22 protein-coding genes are annotated in these 21060 nt (G+C 67.6%); 10 read left to right on the top strand and 12 right to left on the bottom strand.

Annotated elements, in window-relative coordinates; all coding sequences use genetic code 11:
* Positions 1-115: 115 nt before the first annotated feature.
* Complete coding sequence (locus tag SI859A1_RS06230) at positions 116-718, bottom strand: YceI family protein (RefSeq protein ID WP_040325444.1); 603 nt, start codon at positions 716-718, stop codon at positions 116-118.
* A 209-nt stretch (positions 719-927) separates the two neighbouring features.
* Between SI859A1_RS06230 and SI859A1_RS06225 the strand changes: the two genes are divergently transcribed.
* Together SI859A1_RS06225 and SI859A1_RS06220 are read left to right on the top strand one after the other, a co-directional pair.
* A complete protein-coding gene (locus SI859A1_RS06225; protein WP_009208981.1) occupies positions 928-1539 on the top strand; it encodes an LOG family protein in 612 nt (203 codons plus the stop codon).
* 195 nt (positions 1540-1734) lie between these two features.
* The gene (locus SI859A1_RS06220) at positions 1735-3285 is read left to right on the top strand and encodes a GNAT family N-acetyltransferase (RefSeq protein WP_040325442.1); all 1551 of its coding nucleotides are present in this window, start codon (positions 1735-1737) and stop codon (positions 3283-3285) included.
* A gap of 10 nt (positions 3286-3295) precedes the next feature.
* Here SI859A1_RS06220 and rarD read toward each other — a convergent pair whose 3' ends face one another.
* From rarD to SI859A1_RS21350, 3 genes are all read right to left on the bottom strand, one after another.
* Entirely contained in the window at positions 3296-4210 is a 915-nt protein-coding gene (gene rarD / locus SI859A1_RS06215) for an EamA family transporter RarD (RefSeq protein WP_009208979.1), read from the bottom strand.
* Between the two features lie 120 nt (positions 4211-4330).
* The gene (gene pip, locus SI859A1_RS06210; RefSeq protein ID WP_040325439.1) at positions 4331-5296 is read right to left on the bottom strand and encodes a prolyl aminopeptidase; all 966 of its coding nucleotides are present in this window, start codon (positions 5294-5296) and stop codon (positions 4331-4333) included.
* On the bottom strand, positions 5293-5760 hold the full coding sequence (locus SI859A1_RS21350; RefSeq protein WP_040325437.1) for a GFA family protein: 468 nt from the start codon (positions 5758-5760) through the stop codon (positions 5293-5295). The genes pip (SI859A1_RS06210) and SI859A1_RS21350 overlap by 4 nt, the downstream gene beginning before the upstream one ends.
* Before the next feature lie 202 nt (positions 5761-5962).
* Between SI859A1_RS21350 and SI859A1_RS20230 the strand changes: the two genes are divergently transcribed.
* Positions 5963-8047: a PatA/PatG family cyanobactin maturation protease gene (locus SI859A1_RS20230; RefSeq protein WP_050767456.1), complete on the top strand. Its 2085-nt coding sequence runs from the start codon at positions 5963-5965 to the stop codon at positions 8045-8047.
* 775 nt (positions 8048-8822) lie between these two features.
* Here SI859A1_RS20230 and SI859A1_RS06190 read toward each other — a convergent pair.
* Positions 8823-10022 carry an IS256 family transposase gene (locus tag SI859A1_RS06190; RefSeq protein ID WP_040325436.1) on the bottom strand — a complete coding sequence of 400 codons (1200 nt, stop codon included), beginning with the start codon at positions 10020-10022 and terminating at the stop codon, positions 8823-8825.
* A 196-nt stretch (positions 10023-10218) separates the two neighbouring features.
* Between SI859A1_RS06190 and SI859A1_RS21740 the strand changes: the two genes are divergently transcribed.
* Both SI859A1_RS21740 and SI859A1_RS06180 read left to right on the top strand, forming a co-directional pair.
* Positions 10219-10401 (top strand): hypothetical protein, encoded by a 183-nt coding sequence (locus SI859A1_RS21740; protein ID WP_161600111.1) that lies wholly within the window; start codon positions 10219-10221, stop codon positions 10399-10401.
* 159 nt (positions 10402-10560) lie between these two features.
* Complete coding sequence (locus tag SI859A1_RS06180; RefSeq protein WP_040325432.1) at positions 10561-10758, top strand: hypothetical protein; 198 nt, start codon at positions 10561-10563, stop codon at positions 10756-10758.
* Between the two features lie 24 nt (positions 10759-10782).
* Here the strand turns inward: SI859A1_RS06180 and pip (SI859A1_RS06175) are convergent, their stop codons facing one another.
* Positions 10783-11748 (bottom strand): prolyl aminopeptidase, encoded by a 966-nt coding sequence (gene pip, locus SI859A1_RS06175; RefSeq protein WP_040325431.1) that lies wholly within the window; start codon positions 11746-11748, stop codon positions 10783-10785.
* A 365-nt stretch (positions 11749-12113) separates the two neighbouring features.
* Positions 12114-13598, bottom strand: a complete 1485-nt coding sequence (cysS, locus tag SI859A1_RS06170) for a cysteine--tRNA ligase (protein ID WP_009208972.1) — start codon at positions 13596-13598, stop codon at positions 12114-12116.
* A 338-nt stretch (positions 13599-13936) separates the two neighbouring features.
* On the opposite strand from cysS, the gene SI859A1_RS06165 reads away from it, so the two are divergent.
* Complete coding sequence (locus tag SI859A1_RS06165) at positions 13937-14125, top strand: hypothetical protein (RefSeq protein WP_040325429.1); 189 nt, start codon at positions 13937-13939, stop codon at positions 14123-14125.
* Positions 14126-14142: 17 nt separating this feature from the next.
* Here SI859A1_RS06165 and SI859A1_RS06160 read toward each other — a convergent pair whose 3' ends face one another.
* Genes SI859A1_RS06160 through SI859A1_RS06150 form a run of 3 tightly spaced genes read right to left on the bottom strand, consistent with a single transcriptional unit; the run spans position 14143 to position 16613 of the window.
* Positions 14143-14757 (bottom strand): LysE/ArgO family amino acid transporter, encoded by a 615-nt coding sequence (locus tag SI859A1_RS06160; RefSeq protein WP_420804765.1) that lies wholly within the window; start codon positions 14755-14757, stop codon positions 14143-14145.
* Positions 14758-14801: 44 nt separating this feature from the next.
* Positions 14802-15839, bottom strand: coding sequence for a M42 family metallopeptidase (locus SI859A1_RS06155; RefSeq protein WP_009208970.1), 1038 nt, complete (start codon positions 15837-15839; stop codon positions 14802-14804).
* 24 nt (positions 15840-15863) lie between these two features.
* A complete protein-coding gene (locus tag SI859A1_RS06150; protein WP_050767455.1) occupies positions 15864-16613 on the bottom strand; it encodes an SOS response-associated peptidase in 750 nt (249 codons plus the stop codon).
* An 83-nt stretch (positions 16614-16696) separates the two neighbouring features.
* Between SI859A1_RS06150 and SI859A1_RS06145 the strand changes: the two genes are divergently transcribed.
* The 4 genes from SI859A1_RS06145 (at position 16697) to SI859A1_RS20225 (ending at position 19027) form a co-directional block, all read left to right on the top strand.
* Positions 16697-17125 (top strand): NUDIX domain-containing protein, encoded by a 429-nt coding sequence (locus SI859A1_RS06145; protein WP_040325427.1) that lies wholly within the window; start codon positions 16697-16699, stop codon positions 17123-17125.
* A 121-nt stretch (positions 17126-17246) separates the two neighbouring features.
* Positions 17247-17684, top strand: a complete 438-nt coding sequence (locus SI859A1_RS21735; protein WP_161600110.1) for a TIGR02301 family protein — start codon at positions 17247-17249, stop codon at positions 17682-17684.
* A gap of 104 nt (positions 17685-17788) precedes the next feature.
* Positions 17789-18049: a hypothetical protein gene (locus SI859A1_RS06135; RefSeq protein WP_035694394.1), complete on the top strand. Its 261-nt coding sequence runs from the start codon at positions 17789-17791 to the stop codon at positions 18047-18049.
* 66 nt (positions 18050-18115) lie between these two features.
* On the top strand, positions 18116-19027 hold the full coding sequence (locus SI859A1_RS20225; RefSeq protein ID WP_009208966.1) for a hypothetical protein: 912 nt from the start codon (positions 18116-18118) through the stop codon (positions 19025-19027).
* 21 nt (positions 19028-19048) lie between these two features.
* On the opposite strand, the gene SI859A1_RS06125 is transcribed toward SI859A1_RS20225, so the two are convergent.
* Together SI859A1_RS06125 and SI859A1_RS06120 are read right to left on the bottom strand one after the other, a co-directional pair.
* On the bottom strand, positions 19049-19588 hold the full coding sequence (locus SI859A1_RS06125; RefSeq protein ID WP_009208965.1) for an ankyrin repeat domain-containing protein: 540 nt from the start codon (positions 19586-19588) through the stop codon (positions 19049-19051).
* Between the two features lie 95 nt (positions 19589-19683).
* On the bottom strand, positions 19684-21048 hold the full coding sequence (locus SI859A1_RS06120) for a dihydroorotase (protein WP_040325424.1): 1365 nt from the start codon (positions 21046-21048) through the stop codon (positions 19684-19686).
* Between the last annotated feature and the right edge of the window lie 12 nt (positions 21049-21060).

Genomic DNA, 21060 nt, shown 5'->3' with positions numbered 1-21060 from the left:
ATGACGGGAGGACCGGCGAACGACCGCACGACCGCCCGGCTCGCGGGCGGCGTCTGACGTAGGGGATCGTGCGGCCGCGGGTGGCGGGACGCGAAAGCGCCCCGCCTTCAGGCGATCAGGACTGGGGAACGAATTCCGCCTCGATCTCCAGCAGCACCTCGGCAGCGACCGGCCCGGCCAGCGCCTCGATGCCGTATTCGGTCCGGTCGACGGTCATCGCACCGGAAAAGCCGACGACCGGCTTCTGCGACATCGGATGCGGGTTGAGGGCGGTGTTGAAGGTGACGTCCAGCGTCTCTTCACGGGTCTGGCCGTTCAGCGTCAGGTCGCCGGTCACCGTGCCGGTGTTCTCGCCGGTCAGCTCGATCGACTTGGACACGAAGGTGATCTCGGGGAACTTCGCCGCGTTCAGGAACATGTCGCTGGCGATCTCGGCGTCGAAATCCTTGTCGTCGGCCGGATAGTTCGTATCCACCGAGGCCGGGTCGATCGTCGCGGTCAGGCTCGACTGGGCCGGATCCTCGGAATTCAGCTCCAGCGTGGCCGAAATCGTCGAGAACCGGCCGATATAGGTCGACAGGCCGAAATGCTTCACCTTCCAAAGAACATTGGTGTGCAGCGGATCCGCGACATAGGTTCCGGCGGGCACGTCGATGCTCTGCGCATGAACGGATCCGGCAAGGCACAGTGCGGCAACGGTGGTCAGCAAGAAACGCATGGAAACTCCTCTGGGACAGAAAGCCTCTGGGGCTGGCGGTACACTACGGATTTTCTGCACTGCAAAAAGACGCCACCGCCGCGACAGACTGTTCAGGGGCATTCCCCAGCGCAGCCGCGATCCGGGATCGTGGCGACGGATCGCGCGGTGTCGCCCGAGACCCCGCTTGCCGCTTGACCTCTTCGCGCCTGCGTCGGACTTTCGATCCCATGAACACGATTCGATCCGTCTGCGTCTATTGCGGCTCCTCCGCCGGCCGCGATCCCCGATATCTCGAGAGCGGCCGACGCCTTGGCGAGGCGATCGGCGCCGCCGGCATGCGCCTTGTCTATGGCGGCGGCACGCGCGGCATCATGGGTGCGGTCGCCGAAGGCGTGATCGCCAAGGGCGGCGCCGTGACCGGCATCATCCCGCGCTTCCTCATCGACATGGAGGCGACCGAGAGCGAGCTGACCCGGCTCGACGAGCTGATCGTCACCGAGGACATGCACGCCCGCAAACACCAGATGTTCGAGCGCTCGGACGCCTTCGTGGCCCTGCCCGGCGGCATCGGCACGCTGGAGGAGCTGATCGAGATCCTCACCTGGAGCCAGCTCGGCCGCCATGCCAAGCCGGTCATCGTCGCCAATGTCGGCGGCTTCTGGGACCCGCTGTCCCGGCTGATGGACCATATGAGCGCCGAAGGCTTCCTCCATACGGCCCATCAGGTGCGGCCGATGGTGATCGACGACGTCGATGCCATCGTTCCGGAACTGGTGGCGGCTCTGGCCGGCGACGACACGCATCGCCGCGGCCGGGCGGAGATCGTCGAGAAGCTCTGACGCCGGCCGCCGCGGCCCCACGGACTTACGGCTTATCAGCCCGTTCACAGGACCATGCGCCCGCCCCCGGACCGCCGGCGGCGGGCGCCTTTGCTTGCGTCGCGGCGCCTGCGTCCTACATCGAACGCAAGGCGGCGCCCGGCCGCACCCCATTCCTCCCCGTCACACGACCCGAGAACGACAAGGACACGCCGCATGGCCGAGAAGCGCTCGACCCCGAAGATCGAGGTGCGTACCGCCGAGAAGAGCGACGTCACCGACATCATCGCCCTCTCCTCCAAGGTCTTCAAGGACGACGCGCCCTACACGCGCGGCATGATCCTCGGCCAGCTCTCGGCCTTTCCCGAGGGCCAGTTCGTCGTGGTCTACGAGGGCGAGATCGTCGGTTATGCCGCGACCATGATCCTGGCCGAGGAAAAGGCGCTCGGCCAGCACAGCTGGGGCGAGGTCACCGGCGGCGGCTATGCCGCCATGCACGACCGCAAGGGCGAATGGCTCTACGGCACCGAGGTCTGCGTCGATCCCGACCGCCGGCGCCTGCGCATCGGCAAGCGGCTCTACGACGCCCGCCGGCGCCTGTGCCAGGATCTCGACCTCAAGGGCATCGCCTTCGGCGGCCGCATGCCGGGCTATCAGCGCCATGCCAAGAAGTTCGGCTCGCCCGAGGCCTATCTGGAGGCGGTGAAGGCCAACGACGTCAAGGACCCGATCGTCTCGTTCCACCTGAATGCCGGCTTCGAGCCGCAGGGCCTCCTGAAGAACTATTATCCCGGCGACAAGGCGTCCGGCGGCTACGGCGTCCTGATGCTGTGGCGCAATCCCTATTACGATCCGGCCCGCGAGGAGCAGCCGGTCAATCGCGGCAATCCCGACATGGTGCGCATCGTCACCGTGCAGATGAAGGCGCGCAAGATCGCCCAGCCCCAGGATTTCTACGACGCGGTCGAATATTTCGTCGAGGTCGCGTCGGAATACGGCGGCGACTTCGTCGTCTTCCCCGAGCTCTTCACGCTGATGCTGCTGTCCTGCGAGCCGGAGGAGCTGAAGCCCGACGCGGCCATCCAGCGGCTGACCGAGCACACGCCGGACTTCGTCGAGCGGCTGAGCGAGATGTCGATCCGCCGCAACATCAACATCATCGGCGGCAGCCACGCCACCAAGACGGACGACGGCGACATCCAGAATGTCGGCTATGTGTTCCTGCGCGACGGCTCGGTGCACGAGCGCGAGAAGACCCACCCGACACCCAACGAGCGCCAGTACTGGCAGATCAAGGGCGGCGATCCCACCGACACGATCGAGACCGACTGCGGCCCGATCGGCATCATGATCTGCTACGATTCCGAGTTTCCGGAAGTGGCGCGCCGGCTCACCGACCAGGGCGCCCGCATCCTGTTCGTGCCGTTCAACACCGACACCCGCCACGGCTATCTGCGCGTGCGCTATTGCTGCCAGGCGCGGGCGATCGAGAATCAGTGCTATGTCGTGACGTCCGGCATGACCGGCAATCTGTCGAATGTCGACAATCTCGACATCGAATACGCCCAGTCGGCGATCTTCACCCCCTGCGACTTCCCCTTCGCCCGCGACGGCATCGCCGCCGAGGCGTCGGAGAATGTCGAGATGGTCACCGTCGCCGATCTCAACCTCGCGACGCTCAACTGGGCCCGCTACGAGGGCTCGGTGCGCAATCTGCGCGACCGCCGGCTCGACCTCTACAAAGTGCGCTGGTCGGACGGCGGCTGAGCCGTCCGGCTCACGCCGTCTGCGGGGTGAGTGCGGCGGCCCGCCGCCGCGCCCGCCCGTTGCGGAACAGCGCCACGGTGTAGAGCACCACCGCGCTCCAGATCAGGCAGAAGGCGACCAGCTGCCAGTTCGTAAACGGCTCGCCGAAGACGAAGACGGCGGTCAGGAACAGCAGCGTCGGCACCATGTATTGCAGGATGCCGATGGTCGAGTAATGCAGGAGCCGCGCGCCGGCGGCGAACAGCATCAGCGGGATCGCCGTCAGCGGCCCGGCGAAGATCAGCATGCCGGCCACGTAGCCGCCCGTCATCACGTGGTTGTCGCCGGGCAGGAAGGCCAGGAGCAGCACGCTCGGAACGGCCAGCAGCGCCACCTCCAGGAAGAAGCCCTCGGTGGAGCCGACCGGCACCATCTTGCGGAGCAGCCCGTAGGTGCCGAAGGAGAAGGCCAGGACCAGCGAGATCCACGGCAGCCCGCCCGCCTTGATCGTCAGGATCACCACGGCGATGCCGGCCAAAGCAATGGCGGCCGCCTGCAGGCGGTTCGGCCGCTCTCCCAGGATCACCGCGCCCAGCAGCACGTTGACCAGCGGATTGATGTAATAGCCGAGCGCCGCGTCCAGCGCATGGCCGGAGGCGATGGCGTAGACATACGTGCCCCAGTTGAACGAGATCAGCGAGGCCGTCACCGCCGCCAGCGCCAAGGTCCGCCACTGGGTGAAATACCGCCAGACGCCGCCCAGCAGCCCCTGCCACCACAGGACGAGCACCGCGAAGGGGATCGCCCAGATCACCCGATGCGCCACGATCTCCAGGGGCGAGACGTGGCTCAGGAGCTTCATGTAGATCGGGAGGACCAGACCCCAGATCGCGTAAGCGCCAAAGGCATAGAAAAAGCCCTTGTTCGCGCTGCCGGCGGCTTGCATGGATGTGCTCGATACTAAGGGTGAGTGACGGCTTCCTGTATCAGAGCCGCCCTCGTCTCGACACCCGCTTTCTGGTGATCGGACCGATCGCGAATGCTGATCGACATGGGCCCGGCGGGGTCAGCCCTGCCGGCCGAAGCGGTCCGTTGCCCGGATCAGCCGGTCGAGAATGCCCGGCTCGTTGAAGGCGTGCCCGGCGCCCTCGACCAGATGCAGATCCGCGTCCGGCCAGCCCTTGTGGAGTTCCCAGGCGATGCGGGCCGGACACGGCATGTCGTAGCGCCCGTGGATGATCTCGCCCGGAATGCCCTTCAGACGATGCGCATCGCGCAGCAGCTGCCCCTCCTCCAGCCAGCCGGCGTGAACGAAGAAGTGATTCTCGATCCGCGCAAAGGCGATGGCGAAATGCGGATCGGAGAAGTCGGCCGTCAGTTCCGCCGAGGGCATCAGCGTGATGGTCTCGCCCTCCCACAGGCTCCAGGCCTGTGCCGCCGCAAGCTGCTCGGCCGGATCGTCGCTGACGAGGCGGCGGCGATAGGCCATCATCATGTCGCCCCGCTCGGCAGGCGAGATCGGCGCGAGGAAGCGCTCCCACTTGTCCGGGAACATCTCCGAGACGCCGAACTGGTAGTACCAGGACAGCTCCGCCTTCGTCAGCGTGTAGATGCCGCGCAGCACCAGCGCGTCGACCCGCGCCGGATGGGTCTCGGCATAGGCGAGCGCCAGGGTCGAGCCCCAGGAGCCGCCGAAGACCAGCCAGGCCTCGGCCCCGACCATGGCGCGCAGCCGCTCGATGTCGGCGACGAGATGCCAGGTGGTGTTGGCCTCGAGCTCGGCATGGGGCGTCGAGCGGCCGCAGCCGCGCTGGTCGAAGAGCAGAACGTCGTAGATCGCCGGGTCGAACAGGCGGCGATGGGCCGGCGAGCAGCCGCCTCCCGGCCCGCCATGCAGGAACACCGCCGGCCGGCCGCCCGGCGTGCCGCAGCGCTCCCAGTAGACCCGGTGTCCATCGCCGACATCCAGCATGCCATGGGCGTAGGGCGCGATCTCCGAATAGAGGCCCTTGAGGCCGGTCGGGTCGTTCATGGTCGTTCCTGTTCCTCGGCATCCGGGCGATCGGGATGCTGGTGCGACACGATCTCTGCCAGAAACGGATTGGCGGCGATATCGGCGTCGGTCGATCGCACGGGCAGATCGCTGAGCCGGGCCGTATAGGGCAAACGCGCCTCGACCCCGAACTGGATCGTCGGCGCGATGGCAGCCGGGTCGTCGAAGGCGCCGATGGCCAGCGCCATTCCGTCCGGCGCCTCGTAGGTCAGCGGCGTCCCGCAGGTCTCGCAGAAGCCGCGGACCACGTGGTTCGACGAACGGAACCGCGCCGGCTCGCGCTTCGTCCATACGCAGCCGCCCTCCGGCACCGACACCAGCGGCGCGTAGAAATTGCCGAACGCCTTCTGGCACATGCGGCAATGGCAGATCGACGCCTGCCCCAGTGTCCCGGTGATGCGAAACCGCACCGCGCCGCACTGACATCCGCCCGAATGACCCATCCGCCCTGCCCCCAATGCCCCGTCCGGCGCCCGAACGCGCTGCCGCAAGAATAGACCCGCGCCCGCACGTCTCCAACAGGCAGACGCCAAATGTGGCCCGCCCCCGAATTACAACCAATAGAGGAAAACAGAGTTGCCCTCTTAGGTTGTATATACAATGTTACGTCACGTAATGATTGCAGCGCAAGGGAGGTGGAACGGCATGTCCGACATATCGACCCTCCTCGACACGCTGGGCGCCTGCGACCCGACCTTGCGCATCGGCGTGGTGGACGGCACCCCCGACCTTGCCATCCCCGCCCTCGCCGACGCGCGGCTCGATCTGGAGCCCACGATGCGTATTGCCGAGGCCCACGGCCCGGACGCCCACGGCACCGAAATCTGCAGCGTGCTGTTCGACCGCGAGGGCGGCCTGGCCCGCGGCTGCAGCGGCCTCATCCTGCCGGTGTTCTTCCCCGATCCGCGCCCCGCCTACATGGCGCCGCGCGCCACCCAGACCGACATCGCCCGCGGGATCTACATGGCGGTCGAGCGCGGTGTGGCGATCGTCAACATCAGCGCCGGCCAATTGTCCTCGACGCCCGAAGCCTCGCGCCATCTGGAGGACGCGCTGGATCTGTGCGAGCGCAAGGGCATCCTCGTCGTGGCCGCCACCGGCAATGACGGCTGTGCCTGCCTGCATGTCCCGGCCGCCGTTGCCAGCGTTCTGGCGGTCGGCGCGATGGATGCGGCGGGCCGGCCGTTGCAGAGCTCCAATTATGGCGCGAGCTACGGCGCCAACGGCATCCTGGCGCCCGGCGACGGCCTGACCGTCTCGAGCCTGCGCGGCGAACGCGTCCAGCGCAGCGGCTCGAGCTTCGCCACCGCGGTGGTCACCGGGGTCGCCGCACGGCTGCTGTCGGCCGCCCTGCGCGCCGGCAGGCCTTTCGGCCCGCTCGACATTCGCCGGATCCTCATCGAGACCGCCCGCCCCTGCGATCCGCAGGCCGATGGCGAGTGTGCGCGGGTTCTCGCCGGACGGCTCGACGTTCGGGGAGCGATCGAACGCCTTCGTCAGACACTGGAGCCGGAGCTGGAGGGGGCGGTTTTCCTCCCGCAATCCGGGAACGACCAAGCTGGGAGAGAGCCAATGATCAGGGAAACCCTATCCGTCAGCCCGTCCGCGGCGACCGTGTCCCCGCCCGGACGATCCGGCATCGCCGGCGCCGTCCTTCAGTCCGACTGCGGCTGTGGCTGCGGCGGCAAGAAGCAGGCGGCGCAGCAGGAACTGGCCGCCGGCGCGATGGCCGACGAGGACGAGTTCGACGAGGACATGCTCGCTTCGGGCGACGATGGCGGGGACGACGACGGCGACGATGATGTGGACGTGGCGGGCGCCATGCAGTCGGCCCGTCCGGTCCGGCGGCGGCGCGGCGCGCTGGCGCAGGCCGCCGAGGTCCGGCAGTCGAGCGTGACGCAGCAGGGCTGCGGTTGCGGCGGCGCGGCGAAGGAGCCGCAGAAGGTCTACGCCATCGGTTCGGTCTGGTTCGATTTCGGCAACGAGCCGCGATACGACGCCATCGTCCAGCGCATGGGCGACCCCGTTGCCGCCAACACGCCGGCGGCGCTGATCGACATGCTGAAGAGCGATCTGTCCTTCGCCACCGGCATCACCTTCATCCTGATGCAGGAACAGATACCGATCTACGCCATCACGCCGGCCGGCCCCTTCGCCCAGGAGGTCTATGCCGACCTGCTCGACGCCATGCAGACCAGCCTCGACAACACCGGCGACCTGCAGCGCGTGGCGATCCCGGGCTTCGTCCACGGTTCGACGCGGCTGATGAACGGCCAGATCCTGCCGGTGATCTATCCCGACCCGCGCGGCATGAGCAAATGGAAGCCGATAGAGCTGGTCAACGCTGCCAAGGCGGCGATCGGCGACGAGAGCGTCAGCGACGACTCCATCTTCAACTTCCTCGTGCGCACCTATGACGAGCTGCGCAATCTGGGCATCAGCCCCGAGGACCGCGCGATCAACTTTGCCGCCACCAATGCCTATCAGGGCGCCAGCGTCTTTGCCGACGGCATGCACCGCGGGCTCGAGCTCTACAGCATCACCGTCGCACGCAGTCCGATCTGCCGCCCGGATTCCGATTGCTGGGATGTGCAGATGACGATGTTCGACGCCGAGAACGAGCGGCGCGCTGCCCGCGTCTACCGCTTCACGGTGGATGTCAGCGAGGTGCTGCCCGTCACCGTCGGCGCCGGCCGCAACTGGAGCGTCCCGCTCAGCGCGTTGACGTGAATCCGGGGCCTGAGCCCCGGTGAGTTCGCCATATCGAATCTGTCAGCCCGCCGGGTGTGACAGCGCACAGCCCGATGCGCAGCGCATCGAGGCACTTTCGAAGGAGAAGATGATGATGAGATCCCCGACACAAGCTGCACCGGTCGACCGCACACCCGGCGGCCGCTCTGCGGGAACCGCGGCAGCCAGCCAGTCGGCCTGCTGCGTCCGTGTTCTGGGCAAATGCGTTCTGGAACTGCCCATCTGCCCCTGAAGCGATGATCGGGAGGACGACACCATGAGATTGCCCATGCAAGCGTCTCCCGTCATGCGCGGCCAGCCTCTCTTCATGCGAAGCGAGGGTGTTCGCCAGTCGGGTTGCAATGTCCTCGACTGGGTCGTCTGCGGCGCCACGGTCGCCGCCTGCGCCCCAGCCTGCGTGGCTGGCCCGGCCACATGCGCACTGTGCATGGGCGCGGCGTATGATCGCTGCAAGAACTGCCTCTGAAAGCAGGCGCCGGGGCGGTTGGCTCCGTCGCTCAGGCCGGGCCCGGAACGCATCCCGATATGCGCTCGAGAGACATCTGCAACGCGTGTTTCAGATGCGTTTCCTCGGCAAGGAGTCACGAGCGGTCCAGGCTGGAGCCCGCAACCAGCCTCAAGACGATCGAACCAGCAAGGTCACGAGACCTGTGCATTCCCCGATTGCGGCAACGAAAGGAGAAGTCATGATAGTGTCCCACCATGTGGTGTAGCTGACGGCGATGGCCGTGCGGTTCCGGCCAAGCCGGATTGATCAGCGTGCCACGGCTGGCAGGCTAACGAACGGATCATCGCTCAGGGGAGCGACGGATTCCAGTGTCATGTACCTGGCCCGCTGAACCGCCCACTCATCATTTTGCTCGAGCAGCAGCGCGCCGACGAGGCGCTGGATGGCCTCATCGTTGGGAAAGATGCCGACGACGTCGGTGCGCCGCTTGATCTCGCCGTTCAGCCGCTCGATCGGATTCGTGCTGTGCAATTTGGCCCGATGATCCCTAGGGAAGGTCATGTAGGCCAGCACGTCGGGCTCGGCCTCGTCGAGGATGGCAGCGAGCTTCGGCACCTTTGGCCGGATCTGGTCGGCGACGGAGCGCCATTGCTGGCTGGCGGCCTCTGGCGTCTCTTGGGCAAAGGCGGTGGCGATGAAGGCGGAGACGACACGACGGCCGCTCTTGCCAGCATGGGCCAGGACGTTGCGCATGAAGTGCACGCGGCAGCGCTGCCATGTCGCCGTTAGCACCTTGGTGACCGCGGCTTTGATGCCCTCGTGAGCGTCGGACACGACGAGCTTCACGCCGCGAAGGCCGCGTCGGGTCAGCTTTCTCAGGAACTCGGTCCAGATCGGCTCGGCTTCCGAGGTGCCGATCTCCATGCCGAGAACCTCACGCCGGCCATCGGCGTTGACGCCGACGGCGATGATCACGGCAACCGAGACGATGCGGCCGCCGCGGCGGACCTTGAGGTAGGTGGCGTCGATCCAGAGATAGGGCCAGTCGCCTTCGATCGGCCGCTCCAGAAAGGCTTTTACCTTGCCGTCGATCTCTTCACACAGCCTCGACACCTGGCTCTTGGAGATGCCGGTCATGCCCATCGCCTTGACCAGGTCGTCGACCGAGCGCGTCGAGATGCCCTGGACATAGGCCTCTTGAATGACGGCCGTCAGGGCCTTCTCGGCCATGCGCCGCGGCTCCAGAAAGCCGGGAAAGTAGCTGCCCCTGCGCAGCTTTGGGATGCGCAACTCGACTGTGCCGGCTCTCGTCTGCCAGTCCCTGTCGCGGTAGCCATTGCGCTGGGCGAGGCGCTCGGCACTCTTCTCGCCATAGCCGGCGCCAGTCGCGGCACCGACCTCCAGTTCCATCAGCCGCTCGGCGGCAAAGCCGATCATCTCGCGCAGCAGATCGGCATCAGGGGTCTTCTCCAGAAGGCTGCGCAGGCCCATCATGTCATTGGTCATCAGGGGATCTCCGGTTGCAGTTAGGTCTCGCAACCCAAGCCTAACCGGAAACCGCTGGTGACCACCGCGCCGCCAATCTCGTCCTACAGCGCGATGAAAGGCGCGGACGAGATTGGCGACGCTATCGCCGAGCTACACCACCTATGGGGACACGACCGAAGTCATCATGAGATCCCCCATGCAAGCGGCTCCGGTCATGCGCGGAGCGACCCTCGTCACGGATTCGGGCGGCGTCGGCCAGTCCTTCAGCTGGCGATGCCTGCTGAGGTGTGGCGTCAAGCTCGCCCGCTGCGCCCCGCAGTGCATTCCGAACCCGCTGAGTTCCGGCTGCATCAGCTGTCTCGGCTCGTCCTACAACACCTGCAAGAATTGCTTCTGACGACACCGGCGATCGCCGGCCCATCCGACCGGGCCGGCGGTCGCCCCGCAACGCACCCTTTGCGTTGCCCGGACGGACACCACCGTCCAAGACCCGCCGCGTGCTTCGCCGTTTGCGAACGCGCCCCCGCATGATCCCCTCGACAGGGAGGCTCAGACGATGGACATGCCGCGTCAGGCGAAGCCCCAGCCTCGCAATTTCATGCAGGAACTCGTCGGCCGGCAATGGGCGCCGACGGCCGAGGACCGCAGCGTGCCCGAAGCGCTGCGCCTGGAGGAGAGCACCAAGCCGAAGCGCCGCCGCAAGAAGGCGGACGGCGCATGCCTGCGCCAGCTCATGACCTTTTCGGTCGGCTGAGGCACACCGTCCCCGCCGCCAGGGTCACAATTCCTTTGCGAAGCGCTCCGTCGCTTTCAGGAGTTCGTTCAGGATGCCCGGCTCGGCGAAGGCGTGGCCGGCACCCTCGACCATGCGATAGTCCGCCCGCACCCAGGCCTGGGCCAGCTGCCAGGAGGTGATCGCCGGCGTCACGACGTCGTAGCGCCCCTGCACGATGACCCCCGGAATGTCGGCGAGCCGGCCCGCATCGCGGATCAGCTGCCCCTCCTCTAGCCACAGATCATGGTAGAAATAATGGTTCTCCAGCCGGGCGAAGGCGATCGTCGCGTCCGAGACGGGGCCGCCGGACGCCGGCTCGCCGCCCGGCGCGGTCCGCAGCATGACCGTCGCCGATTCCCAGCCTGTCCACGCCCGCGCCGCCTCGGCCCGCACCGCCCGGTCCGGGTCTGTCAGGCGCTTGCGATAGGCGGCGATGATGTCGTCCTGCTCAGCCGCCGGGATCGGCCCCAGGAGATTTTCCCAGCGGTCGGGGAACAGCCGGTTGGCGCCGCCGTCGTAGAACCAGTCGAGCTCGGCCCGCCGGCCCGAGAAGATGCCGCGCAGGATCAGCCCCGAAACGCGCTCCGGATAGGTCTCGGCATAGGTGAGCGCCAGCGTTGCGCCCCAGGAGCCGCCGAACATCAGCCAGCGCTCGACGCCGATCAGTTTGCGCAGCCGCTCCAGATCGGCGACCAGATGCCAGGTGGTGTTGCCCTCCAGCTCGCCGAGCGGGGTCGAGCGTCCGCAGCCACGCTGATCGAACAGCAGGATGCGGTAGCGTTCCGGATCGAACAGCCGCCGGTGCTGGGGCGACGCCCCGCTGCCGGGCCCGCCATGCAGGAACACCACCGGGATGCCGCGCGGATTGCCGCACAACTCGTAATACAATTCGTGCCCGTCGCCGACGGCAAGGCGTCCGGTTTCATAGGGATCGATGGCGGGATAGGGCTTGCGCGTTGGTTCACTCATTCCCTGCCTTGTAGGGCAGACTACACCGCTTGGCATCGGGACGCGCCGATGAATTCTCGACGAGGGATGGGGAAGCAACAAGTGCCGAGCCGACTGCGGCACCCGCTGCCGTCACGTCATGCCCAGCGGCTCCGCGACGCCCAACCGCCACCGCCAGCTCGCCAACCCCGCTGGCGGTGCAACGCCCGCTGTCACCAAAAAGGGCGCCAGCCTCCCCGCCGCGTCATCCTCGGGCTCCGACCGGAGGATGACGCCGTGGGTGGGATGAGTGCAGCGGATGGATGGCGGGCGTGACTGCCCGGCAGCGCATGAGCAACCGCGCGAGTGACGGAACACCCCGCCGTCCCCGCCCCCCGTCGCCGCTGCTAGCGCTTCATCTCCCACGTGGTGATGCGCTCGCCGGTGTCGGGGTCCTTGCCGTCCTTGAGCTGGATGCCCTCGGCGAGCAGCTCGTCGCGGATGCGGTCGGCCTCGGCGAAGTTCTTCCCCCGCAGGAGATCGAGGCGCTCGGCGATCCGGGCGGCGATGGCGTCCGCCGGAACCGGCGCGGCCAGGTCCGACGTCGCGGCGAGATAGCCGGCCACGTCGATCCCGATCAGGTCGAGGCTTGCGCGCAGCGCGGCCGGGTCGCCCTTGCGCAGCGCGTGCAGTTCGGCGATGGCGGCGGCACTCGCCAGATCGTCGGACAGGGCGGCGAGAAAGCGTTCGCTCGGCGCGGAGGGCGCCACGTCGGCCACGGCCCGCGCCCAACCGGCCAGCGCCTCCTCGGCCTCCTCCAGACGCTTCACCGAAAAATCGATCGGCTCGCGATACTGGGTCATCAGCATGGCCAGCCGCAGCACGGCGCCGGCCCAGGACCGCCGGCCGAACCTGTCCGTGTGCAGGAGGTCGTGGATGGTGACGAAATTGCCGTCCGACTTCGACATCTTGCGGCCCTCCAGCTGGAGGTAGCCATTGTGCATCCAGACCTGCGCCATCGCCGCGGTGCCATGGGCGCAGCGGGACTGGGCGATCTCGTTCTCGTGATGCGGAAAGATCAGGTCGAGCCCGCCGCCATGGATGTCGAAGGTCTGGCCGAGATAGGCCTCGCTCATCGCCGAGCATTCGATATGCCAGCCGGGACGGCCCTTCGGCATGCCGGTGCGGCCCGAGGCCTCCCATGCCTCGCGGCCCCAGGGCGCTTCCCAGCCCGGCTCGCCCTCTGACGACAGCTTCCACAGGACGAAGTCGCCCGGATTGCGCTTGTGGCCTTCGACCGCAATGCGCGCGCCGGCCCGCTGCTCGTCCAGCTTGCGGTTCGACAGCTGGCCGTAATCGGCCATCGAGGTGACGTCGAACAACACTTCGCCGCCCGCCTCGTAGGCATGGCCCTTCTCGATCAGCGTGGCGATCATCGACACCATGTCGTGGCCGTCGCTGCGCCCGGTGACGAAATCGGTCGCCCGCGGCTCGTGATCGGGCGGCAGACAGCCGAGCGCCGCGACGTCGGCGTGGAACTGGTCGGCCGTCGCCTGCGTGACCTTCGCGATCGCCGCGTTCAGCGGCAGGTCCGGATAGTCCCGCGCCGCCCGCCGGTTGATCTTGTCGTCGACGTCCGTGATGTTGCGCACATAGGTGACGTGGTCGGCGCCATAGAGATGGCGCAGCAGCCGGTAGAGCACGTCGAAGACGATCACCGGACGGGCGTTGCCGATATGGGCGTAGTCGTAGACAGTCGGCCCGCAGACATACATGCGGACATGCCGGCCGGCCTCGGCCTTCCCCGGATCCTGCCAGTCGAGCGGCCGGAACTCCTCCTTGGCGCGCTTCATGGTGTTCCAGAGCGTCAGCCCCCGAAAGCCGTCGTCCATCACTCGTCCCCGGTCGTCTGCATGGTTGCGGAGGCTCTCGCTAACGCCATTCGGCCCGGCTGACAAATCGCGGCGTAGGGCCGCGCCGATGAACCCCACGGTTCATGACAGCCCGACATGCGGCTCGATCGAAATCACTCGGCGCAATTTCGTTCGCCAGGCGTAGCAAACCGGAAATCTTCCGGTCGCCTGGAACCCTTCCATTGTGTCGCGATTGCCACTGTGAGACCCAAACGCAAGCGACGCCCCGAGGTTTTTGTTTCGGTTCAGAGTTCGCCGCTAATCTGGCGCAATCGGGGTCATTGGTTGCGGTCCCATCCAGCCGACGAGACATGGCAATGAGCAGCAGCAACAGTATCGAATTTCGTTCCAAGAGCGAGCGCGAGCGCGACATCCACCTGGAGCGCAATTACCGCGAAATCGGCAACCGCGCGATTGCCGCGGCGAGCCAGTCCTGCTGCAAGCAGAAGCCCGTCGAGACGCGCCGGGACAGCTACGCCGGCGCCGACCTGGCCGCCGCCCACTAAGGCGACGGACGCGGACCTCAGAGGTCCGCGCTCATCAGCAGCGTGATGGACAGGAGTGCCATCACGGCGGCGATCGAAACGTCCAGGATCCGCCATGCGGCGGGTCTGACGAAGACGGGCGCAAGCAGCCGCGCACCGTAGCCCAGCGCCACGAACCACACCGCCGAGGCGATCATCGCCCCGCCGGCATAGGCCGTGCGCTCGCTCGCCTCGCCATAGCGGGCCGACAGGCTGCCGAGCAGCATCACCGTATCCAGATAGACATGCGGGTTGAGGAAGGTCAGCCCGAGCACCACGCCGATCGCCGCTCGCCGGCTCATCAGCCGTGCGCCACGGACTGCCATCGCGTCCGGATGGAACGCCCGCCGCAGCGCCAGCACAGAATAGACGGCGAGGAAGGCCGCGCCGCCCAGCGTCACCAGCCGCACGATCTCCGGCGCACCGGTGATCAGCGTGCCGAGCCCGGCAACGCCGGCTGCGATCAGCGCCGCATCCGCCAGCGTGCAGACCAGCACCACCGCCAGCACGTGGTTGCGCGCCAGCCCGCGCTCGAGCACGAAGGCGTTCTGCGCCCCGATCGCAACGATCAGGCCAAGACCCAGTGCAAAGCCCCGCGCCCCGGCCGCAAGCAGTTCCATTCAGCTATCCGTCGCCGATCGAGAGCAGGACAGCCGCCTCAATGGGCGGCGATGAACGCGGTCAGGATTTCGCGCGCCGCGAGCAGATCGCGCTTGTCGATCATCTCGGCCACCGTGTGGATGTAGCGCGTGCCGACGGCGATGCCGACCGCCCGCGCCCCCGAGGCCGCCTGCTGAACGGCGGCGCCGTCCTGCCCGCCCCGGGCCAGGATGGTGCGCTGGAAGGCGATGTCCTTGGAGCGGGCCAGCGCCTCGATCTCGCGCACGAGGTCGATGTCGGCGATGAAGGAGCCATCCTTCAGATGCAGGCCGAAGCCCTTGCCCTGCACCGTGGTGCGGTCCTTCTCCGGCACGCCCGGCGTGTCGCAGGCGAGCGTCGTGTCGACGCCGATGCCGATGTCCGGCTGCACGCCGAAGGCGGCCGTCTTGGCGCCGCGCAGGCCGACTTCTTCCTGGGCGGTGAAGGCGACCGTCAGTTCGCAATCATGGGTCTCGCCCGCCTCGACCAGCTTGCGCACGGCTTCCAGGCCGAGCCAGCAGGCGATGCGGTTGTCCAGCGCCTTGGAGACGATCTTCTCGCCCATCTCCTCGAAAGGCTCGTTCATCACCACGAAGTCGCCGACCTGCACCATGTCCTTCGTCGCCGCGCCATGGCCGATGTCGACGAAGAACTCGTTCGGCTCCGGCATCTTCTTGCGCTCTTCTGCCGACTGGATGTGGATCGGCTTGCCCTCGGCATTCATCACGCCCTTGAAGTCGCCGTCGTCGGTGCAGACGAGCACGCGGCGCGAGAACAGATTGCGCGGATCGAAGCCGCCGACCGGGTCGACGTGGATGAAGCCCTTGTCGGTGATGTGGCTGACGAGGAAGCCGATCTCGTCCATGTGGCAGAGCAGCATGACCTTCTGCGGCTTGTCGCCCTTGCCCTTGCGGGTGCAGATCAGCGAGCCGAGCGTATCGACGCGGATCTCGTCGAACAGACCCTCCGCCTCTTTGGTGATCAGGTCGCGCACGCGGTGTTCGCGGCCGGGCACGCCGGGGGTTTCGCACAGACGCTTCAGAAGATCGGTGTTCACGGGGCTATCGTCCTGTTGGAAATGTCAGAAGAGCGAGGGCTGGATCAGGCCGTCGGCCCAGCCGTCGTCCGGTTCGGACGCGGCCTCCACCGGCAACTGGATATCGGGGCCGGTATTGGCAACCTTGTTGACCTTGTCCGACACCCGCACCGGCTCGAAGAAATCGTCGTTCGCGGCGGTGAGTATGTCGCCGACCGAAGCAGGATCGTGGCTCCGGCAGTCCAGCCAGCGGTCGTGATCCTGCGGCGCCACCACGACCGGCATCCGGTCGTGGATCGGCGCGATACCCCGATTGGCGGCCGTCGTCAGGATGGCGGCGGTGTCGATCTCGCTGCCGTCCGGCGCCAGATAGGTCTCCATCAGCCCGGCAAAGGCGAAGGGCCGGCCATCCGCGGGACGCAGGAAATACGGCTCGGACTTCGCCTTGCCCTGCCGACGCCATTCGTAGAAGCCCGTCGCCGGCACGAGGCAGCGCCGGTAGCGCATGGCGCCGCGAAAGGCGTTCTTCTCGGCGGCGGTCTCGGCCCGGGCGTTGATCAGCAGCGGAAACGCCGTCACATCCTTGACCCAGGAGGGGATCAGGCCCCATCGCACGATCAGCGCGGTGCGGTTCGGCAGATTCGCGCCGGGCCGCTCGGGCTGGCCGCCGATGGCGATCAGGATCGGCTGGGTCGGCGCGATGTTGTAGCGTGGCGGAAACGGATCGAGCTCCGCCAGCGCCAGCAGCGCGGCGACGTCGTCCGGGGGTGCCGTGAGAGTGAAACGTCCGCACATGCCGGCTGTTGAGCCGCAGCGCCGGCGTCCTGTCAAGCGGGTCGCCGCCGATCCGGCAGGTGGACCGAAGAGGAACCTTGCCCATGCCAGAGACCAGCCCCCGTCCGCTTCTCGGCGTCTCCTGCGGCCTCGTCGGCGGGGACCGCCTGCTCCTCGTCGAACGCGGCCGGTCGCCCTTTGCCGGCAAGCTCAGCCTGCCCGGCGGCAAGCTGCGCTTCGGCGAAGTGGTCGCGGCCGCCGCGCGACGCGAACTGGCCGAGGAAACCGGTGCGGTGGCGGACAATCTCGCCTTCGTCACGCTGCACGAGGCGATCGACCCGGATTTTCACGCGGTGATCGCGGTCTTCGGCGGACGGCTGACGGCCGACAGCGAACTGGCGGCGGCCGACGATGCGGCGGCCCTGCACTGGCTGGCCCTGCCCGACATCGAGGCCGCCGACGCGGCGGGCTGCACGACGCCCGGTCTTTACGATGTCGCACGGAAGGTCCTCGCCACCTGCGCGGAAAACTGACACACCGGGGCAACGAACGGCGCGCGATTCCTGTTGCCCGAAAGGCGCAGGCGCGGGAGATAAGCGGCCGGGCATCGGACCGATCGTTGCAATTGTCTTAACGAAGGACGAAACATCGGCCATGCGTCGAATGATGATAGCCGCGACGGCCGCACTGGCGGTCTCTTTCGCCGGTTCCGTGGCGGGCGATCACCGGGCGCTGGCCCAGGAGAGCGCCCCGGCGGAGACCGCGCCGGAAGCTGCAGCGCCGCGGGGCGAGGCAACATTCCTGAAGCCGCTCGGACGGCTGGCGTCGATCCTCGGCTCCATCCACTTCCTGCGGACCCTGTGCGGCGACACCGACGCGGCGATCTGGCGCCAGAAGATGGAAGAGCTGCTGGCCGAGCAGGCGCCGGGTGACGCCGACCGCCGCTATCTGATCGGCAGCTTCAACAGCGGCTACCGGGCGTTCGAATCGACCTATCGCGAATGCACCCCCGCCGCACGGGTCGCGGTGAACCGCTATCAGGGCGAAGGGGTCACTCTGGCACGCGAAATCAGTGCCAGATACGGGAATTAACCGATGATTAACGGTTCGGAAAAACGGCGAGACTGTTCGCGCCCGGATCGTGCTAGGACCTTAACGGGACGTGAAGCCGCATGGCTGGAATTGAGGGAATCGGAATGATCGATTTGCAGAGCGCCGAACTGGACGAAATGATCCAGGCCGAAAAGAAGCAAGTCGCATTCGAGTATCACAACGAAGCCTGGGCCGACGGCATTTCCGACGGCATCGAGGCCGAGATCCTCGCCGAGACCGCTATCGCGACCGCCCTCACCGAGCTGGTGCGCCGCCATGGCGAGGACGATGTCCTCGAAATGGTCGAGACGCTGCGCCAGCGCATCGAATATGGTGAATTCCGTCCCGACCGGATCATCCAGTAGTCTCTGCCCTCCCCGCGGTCCGGATATTCCACCGCACCCCATCGTCCAACGCAGCGGAGGTCCGTCGTGCCGACGCGCCTGACCCTTGCCCTCAGCACTGCTCTCTTCGCGCTGGCGACATTCGTCGCGGGCGACGCGCTGGCGTTGTCGCAGATCGATCCCGTCGAGGGCCGCTCCGGCTCGCGTGAAGGCATCATCGCGGTGCCGCTGCCGCCGCTGACGGATGCGCCGGTCAGCGAGACGGAGACCGGCCGGCCGCAGGGACCGGGCGAAGGTACCGATGCCGGCGAAATGCCGCTGTCGCCGGAGGACGAGGTCGAACCGGGCGACAGCCGGCCGGCGCCCGCCGAAGGGCCCGAGCGCCGGCGTGAACCGAGGCCCGCCGGCGAGGCGCCGGCCGATGCGACGGATCGTCCCGGTCCCGACACCCCCCGCCAGGACGGGGCGCGTGCACGACCGGACGGGGCAACCACCAATTACCAGGCCGACCGGTCGCCGAGCGCGGCCCTCGCCTCGGACGTTGCCTATGGCGATGCCGGGCTGCCGCGCCCGGTCCGCGACCTGCGGGCCCGGCTGATGGCCGTCGCCAGAAGCGGCGAGATCGAGAAGCTCGCGCCCTATATCGAACGCGGCGACCACGGCACGGTCCTGTCCTTCGGCCAGGGCGGCGAGGACCCGATCGCCTTCCTGAAATCAGCCTCCGGCGACGGCGAAGGCATCGAGATCCTCGCCATCCTCCTGGAAGTGCTGCAGTCGGGCTATGCCCGGATGGAGCCGGACACCGACAACGAGATCTATGTCTGGCCCTATTTCACCCAGCAGCCGATGGATTCGCTGACCAAGCCGCAGCTTGTCGAGCTGTTCGAACTGGTGACCGCCGGCGACTACAAGAACATGCGCGAATTCGGCGCCTACAATTTCTACCGGGTCGGCATCTCGCCGGAGGGCCGGCTGGAATTCTTCGTCGCCGGCGACTGAGCCTTTAGCGTTCCTGGCTGGTCAACCGGCCTTCGCCGCCATCAGCCGTTCGAGCTGCGCCGCCGTCTCCTGCGCCCCCATCGCCCGGGCCGCGCCCAGCGCGTCGACACCGTCCGCGGCGCGGGCGTTCAGGTCGGCGCCGCGCTCCAGGAAATAGTCGACCATCTCGGTGCGGTTGAACATCGCCGCCATCATCAGCGGCGTGCGCCCGTCCGGCCCGCTGCCGTTGATGGCGGCGCCATGGTCGAGAAGCAGCCGCGCGATTCCCGCCTCGCCCTTGAAGGCGGCGCCGGCCAGCGGCGTCTGGCCCCGGTCGTTGACCAGCGACGGATCGGCGCCGCGTTTCAGCAGCAGTTCGGTCAGCTCGACATGGCCGTGATAGCTCGCCAGCATCAGCAGACTGTCGCCCTTCTCGTTGCGCAGATTGGGCGGCAGGCCCTTGTCGAGAAAATCGGCCATGGCGACGGCGTCGCCGCCGCGCGCCGCCTGGAAGACCATGGCGGCCAGCGCCAGCGTCTCCTCGTCGAATTGTGGGGCGGGGCCGTTCGCCTCGTCCTGCATGGCCGTCTCCTTGATCCGTGGCGTCTGCACCGTGCGGACTTAGGAAGTCGCCGGCAGATGCCAAGCCATCGAACGACCGGTGGTCGCCGACCGCCTCAGCCCTGGCGGCCGAGCGGCGCCAGGGTCTCGACGAACTCCACCGGCTCGCCGGTCGACGGCGCGACGAGCTCGCCCTCCCACATGGCCCGCCGGCCGCGCACCAGCGTGCCCACCGGCCAGCCGGTGACCGCCTTGCCGTCATAGGGCGTCCATTGCGAGCGCGAGCCGATCCAGTCGTCGGTGATGGTGGCGTCGCGCTTCAGATCGACGATGGTGAAGTCGGCGTCGTAGCCGAGCGCGATGCGTCCCTTGCGCGACAGGCCGAAGATCCGCTGCGGGCCGGCCGAGGTCAGGTCGACGAAACGGGCAAGCGACAGGCGGCCATTGGCGACATGGTCGAGCATGATCGGCACGAGGGTCTGCACGCCGGTCATGCCCGAAGGCGACTTCGGATAGATTGCAGCCTTTTCTTCCAGCGTGTGCGGCGCATGGTCGGAGCCGAGGACGTCAACGACGCCGGCCGCGATGCCGTGCCAGATGCCGTCGCGGTGCCGCGCCTCGCGCACCGGCGGGTTCATCTGCAGCTTGGTGCCGAGCCGGCCGTAATCCTCGGCGCTCATGGTCAGGTGATGCGGCGTCGCCTCGCAGGTGACGTTGCGCTTGTGCAAGGCGAGATAGACGATCTCCTCGGCCGTCGAGATGTGCAGGACGTGGATGCGCGCACCCACCTCCTCGGCAATGCCGACCAAGCGCTCGGTGCATTGCATCGCCGCCACCTCGTCGCGCCAGACCGGATGCGAGGCCGGATCGCCCTCGACCCGCAGATCGGCGCGGTCGCGCAGCCGGAACTCGTCCTCGGAATGGAAGGCGGCGCGGCGGCGGGTGCGGCGCAGGATCTCGCGCACGCCGTCATCGTCCTCGACCAGCAGCGAGCCGGTCGAAGAGCCCATGAACACCTTGATGCCGGCCGCGCCCGGCAGCCGTTCCAGTTCGGCGACGTCGGCGGCGTTCTCGCGGGTGCCGCCGACCCAGAAGGCGAAGTCGCAATGCATCCGGTGACGGCCGCGCGCCACCTTGTCGGCGAGCGCCTCCTCGCTGGTGGTCAGCGGATTGGTGTTCGGCATCTCGAAGACGCAGGTGACGCCGCCCAGCACCGCCGCGCGCGATCCGGTCTCCAGGTCTTCCTTGTGGGTGGCGCCCGGCTCGCGGAAATGCACCTGGCTGTCGATGACGCCGGGCAGGATGTGCAGCCCGGTGCAGTCGATCACCTCGCCGGCCGATGCGGCGTCCAGCGTGCCGATCGCGGCGATGCGGCCGTCGACGATACCGACGTCGCGCGCACCGGCGCCGTCCTGGTTGACGACGATGCCGCCCTTGAGAACCGTGTCGAAGGTCGCGGCGTTGCTGGCACTCGTTCCCATGGCGTCGTTCCG

The sequence above is a fragment of the Aurantimonas manganoxydans SI85-9A1 genome (assembly GCF_000153465.1).
GTDB classification, from domain to species: domain Bacteria; phylum Pseudomonadota; class Alphaproteobacteria; order Rhizobiales; family Rhizobiaceae; genus Aurantimonas; species Aurantimonas manganoxydans.
Note: the sequence above shows the minus strand (reverse complement) of the source record. Positions and strands in the feature narration are given on the sequence as shown.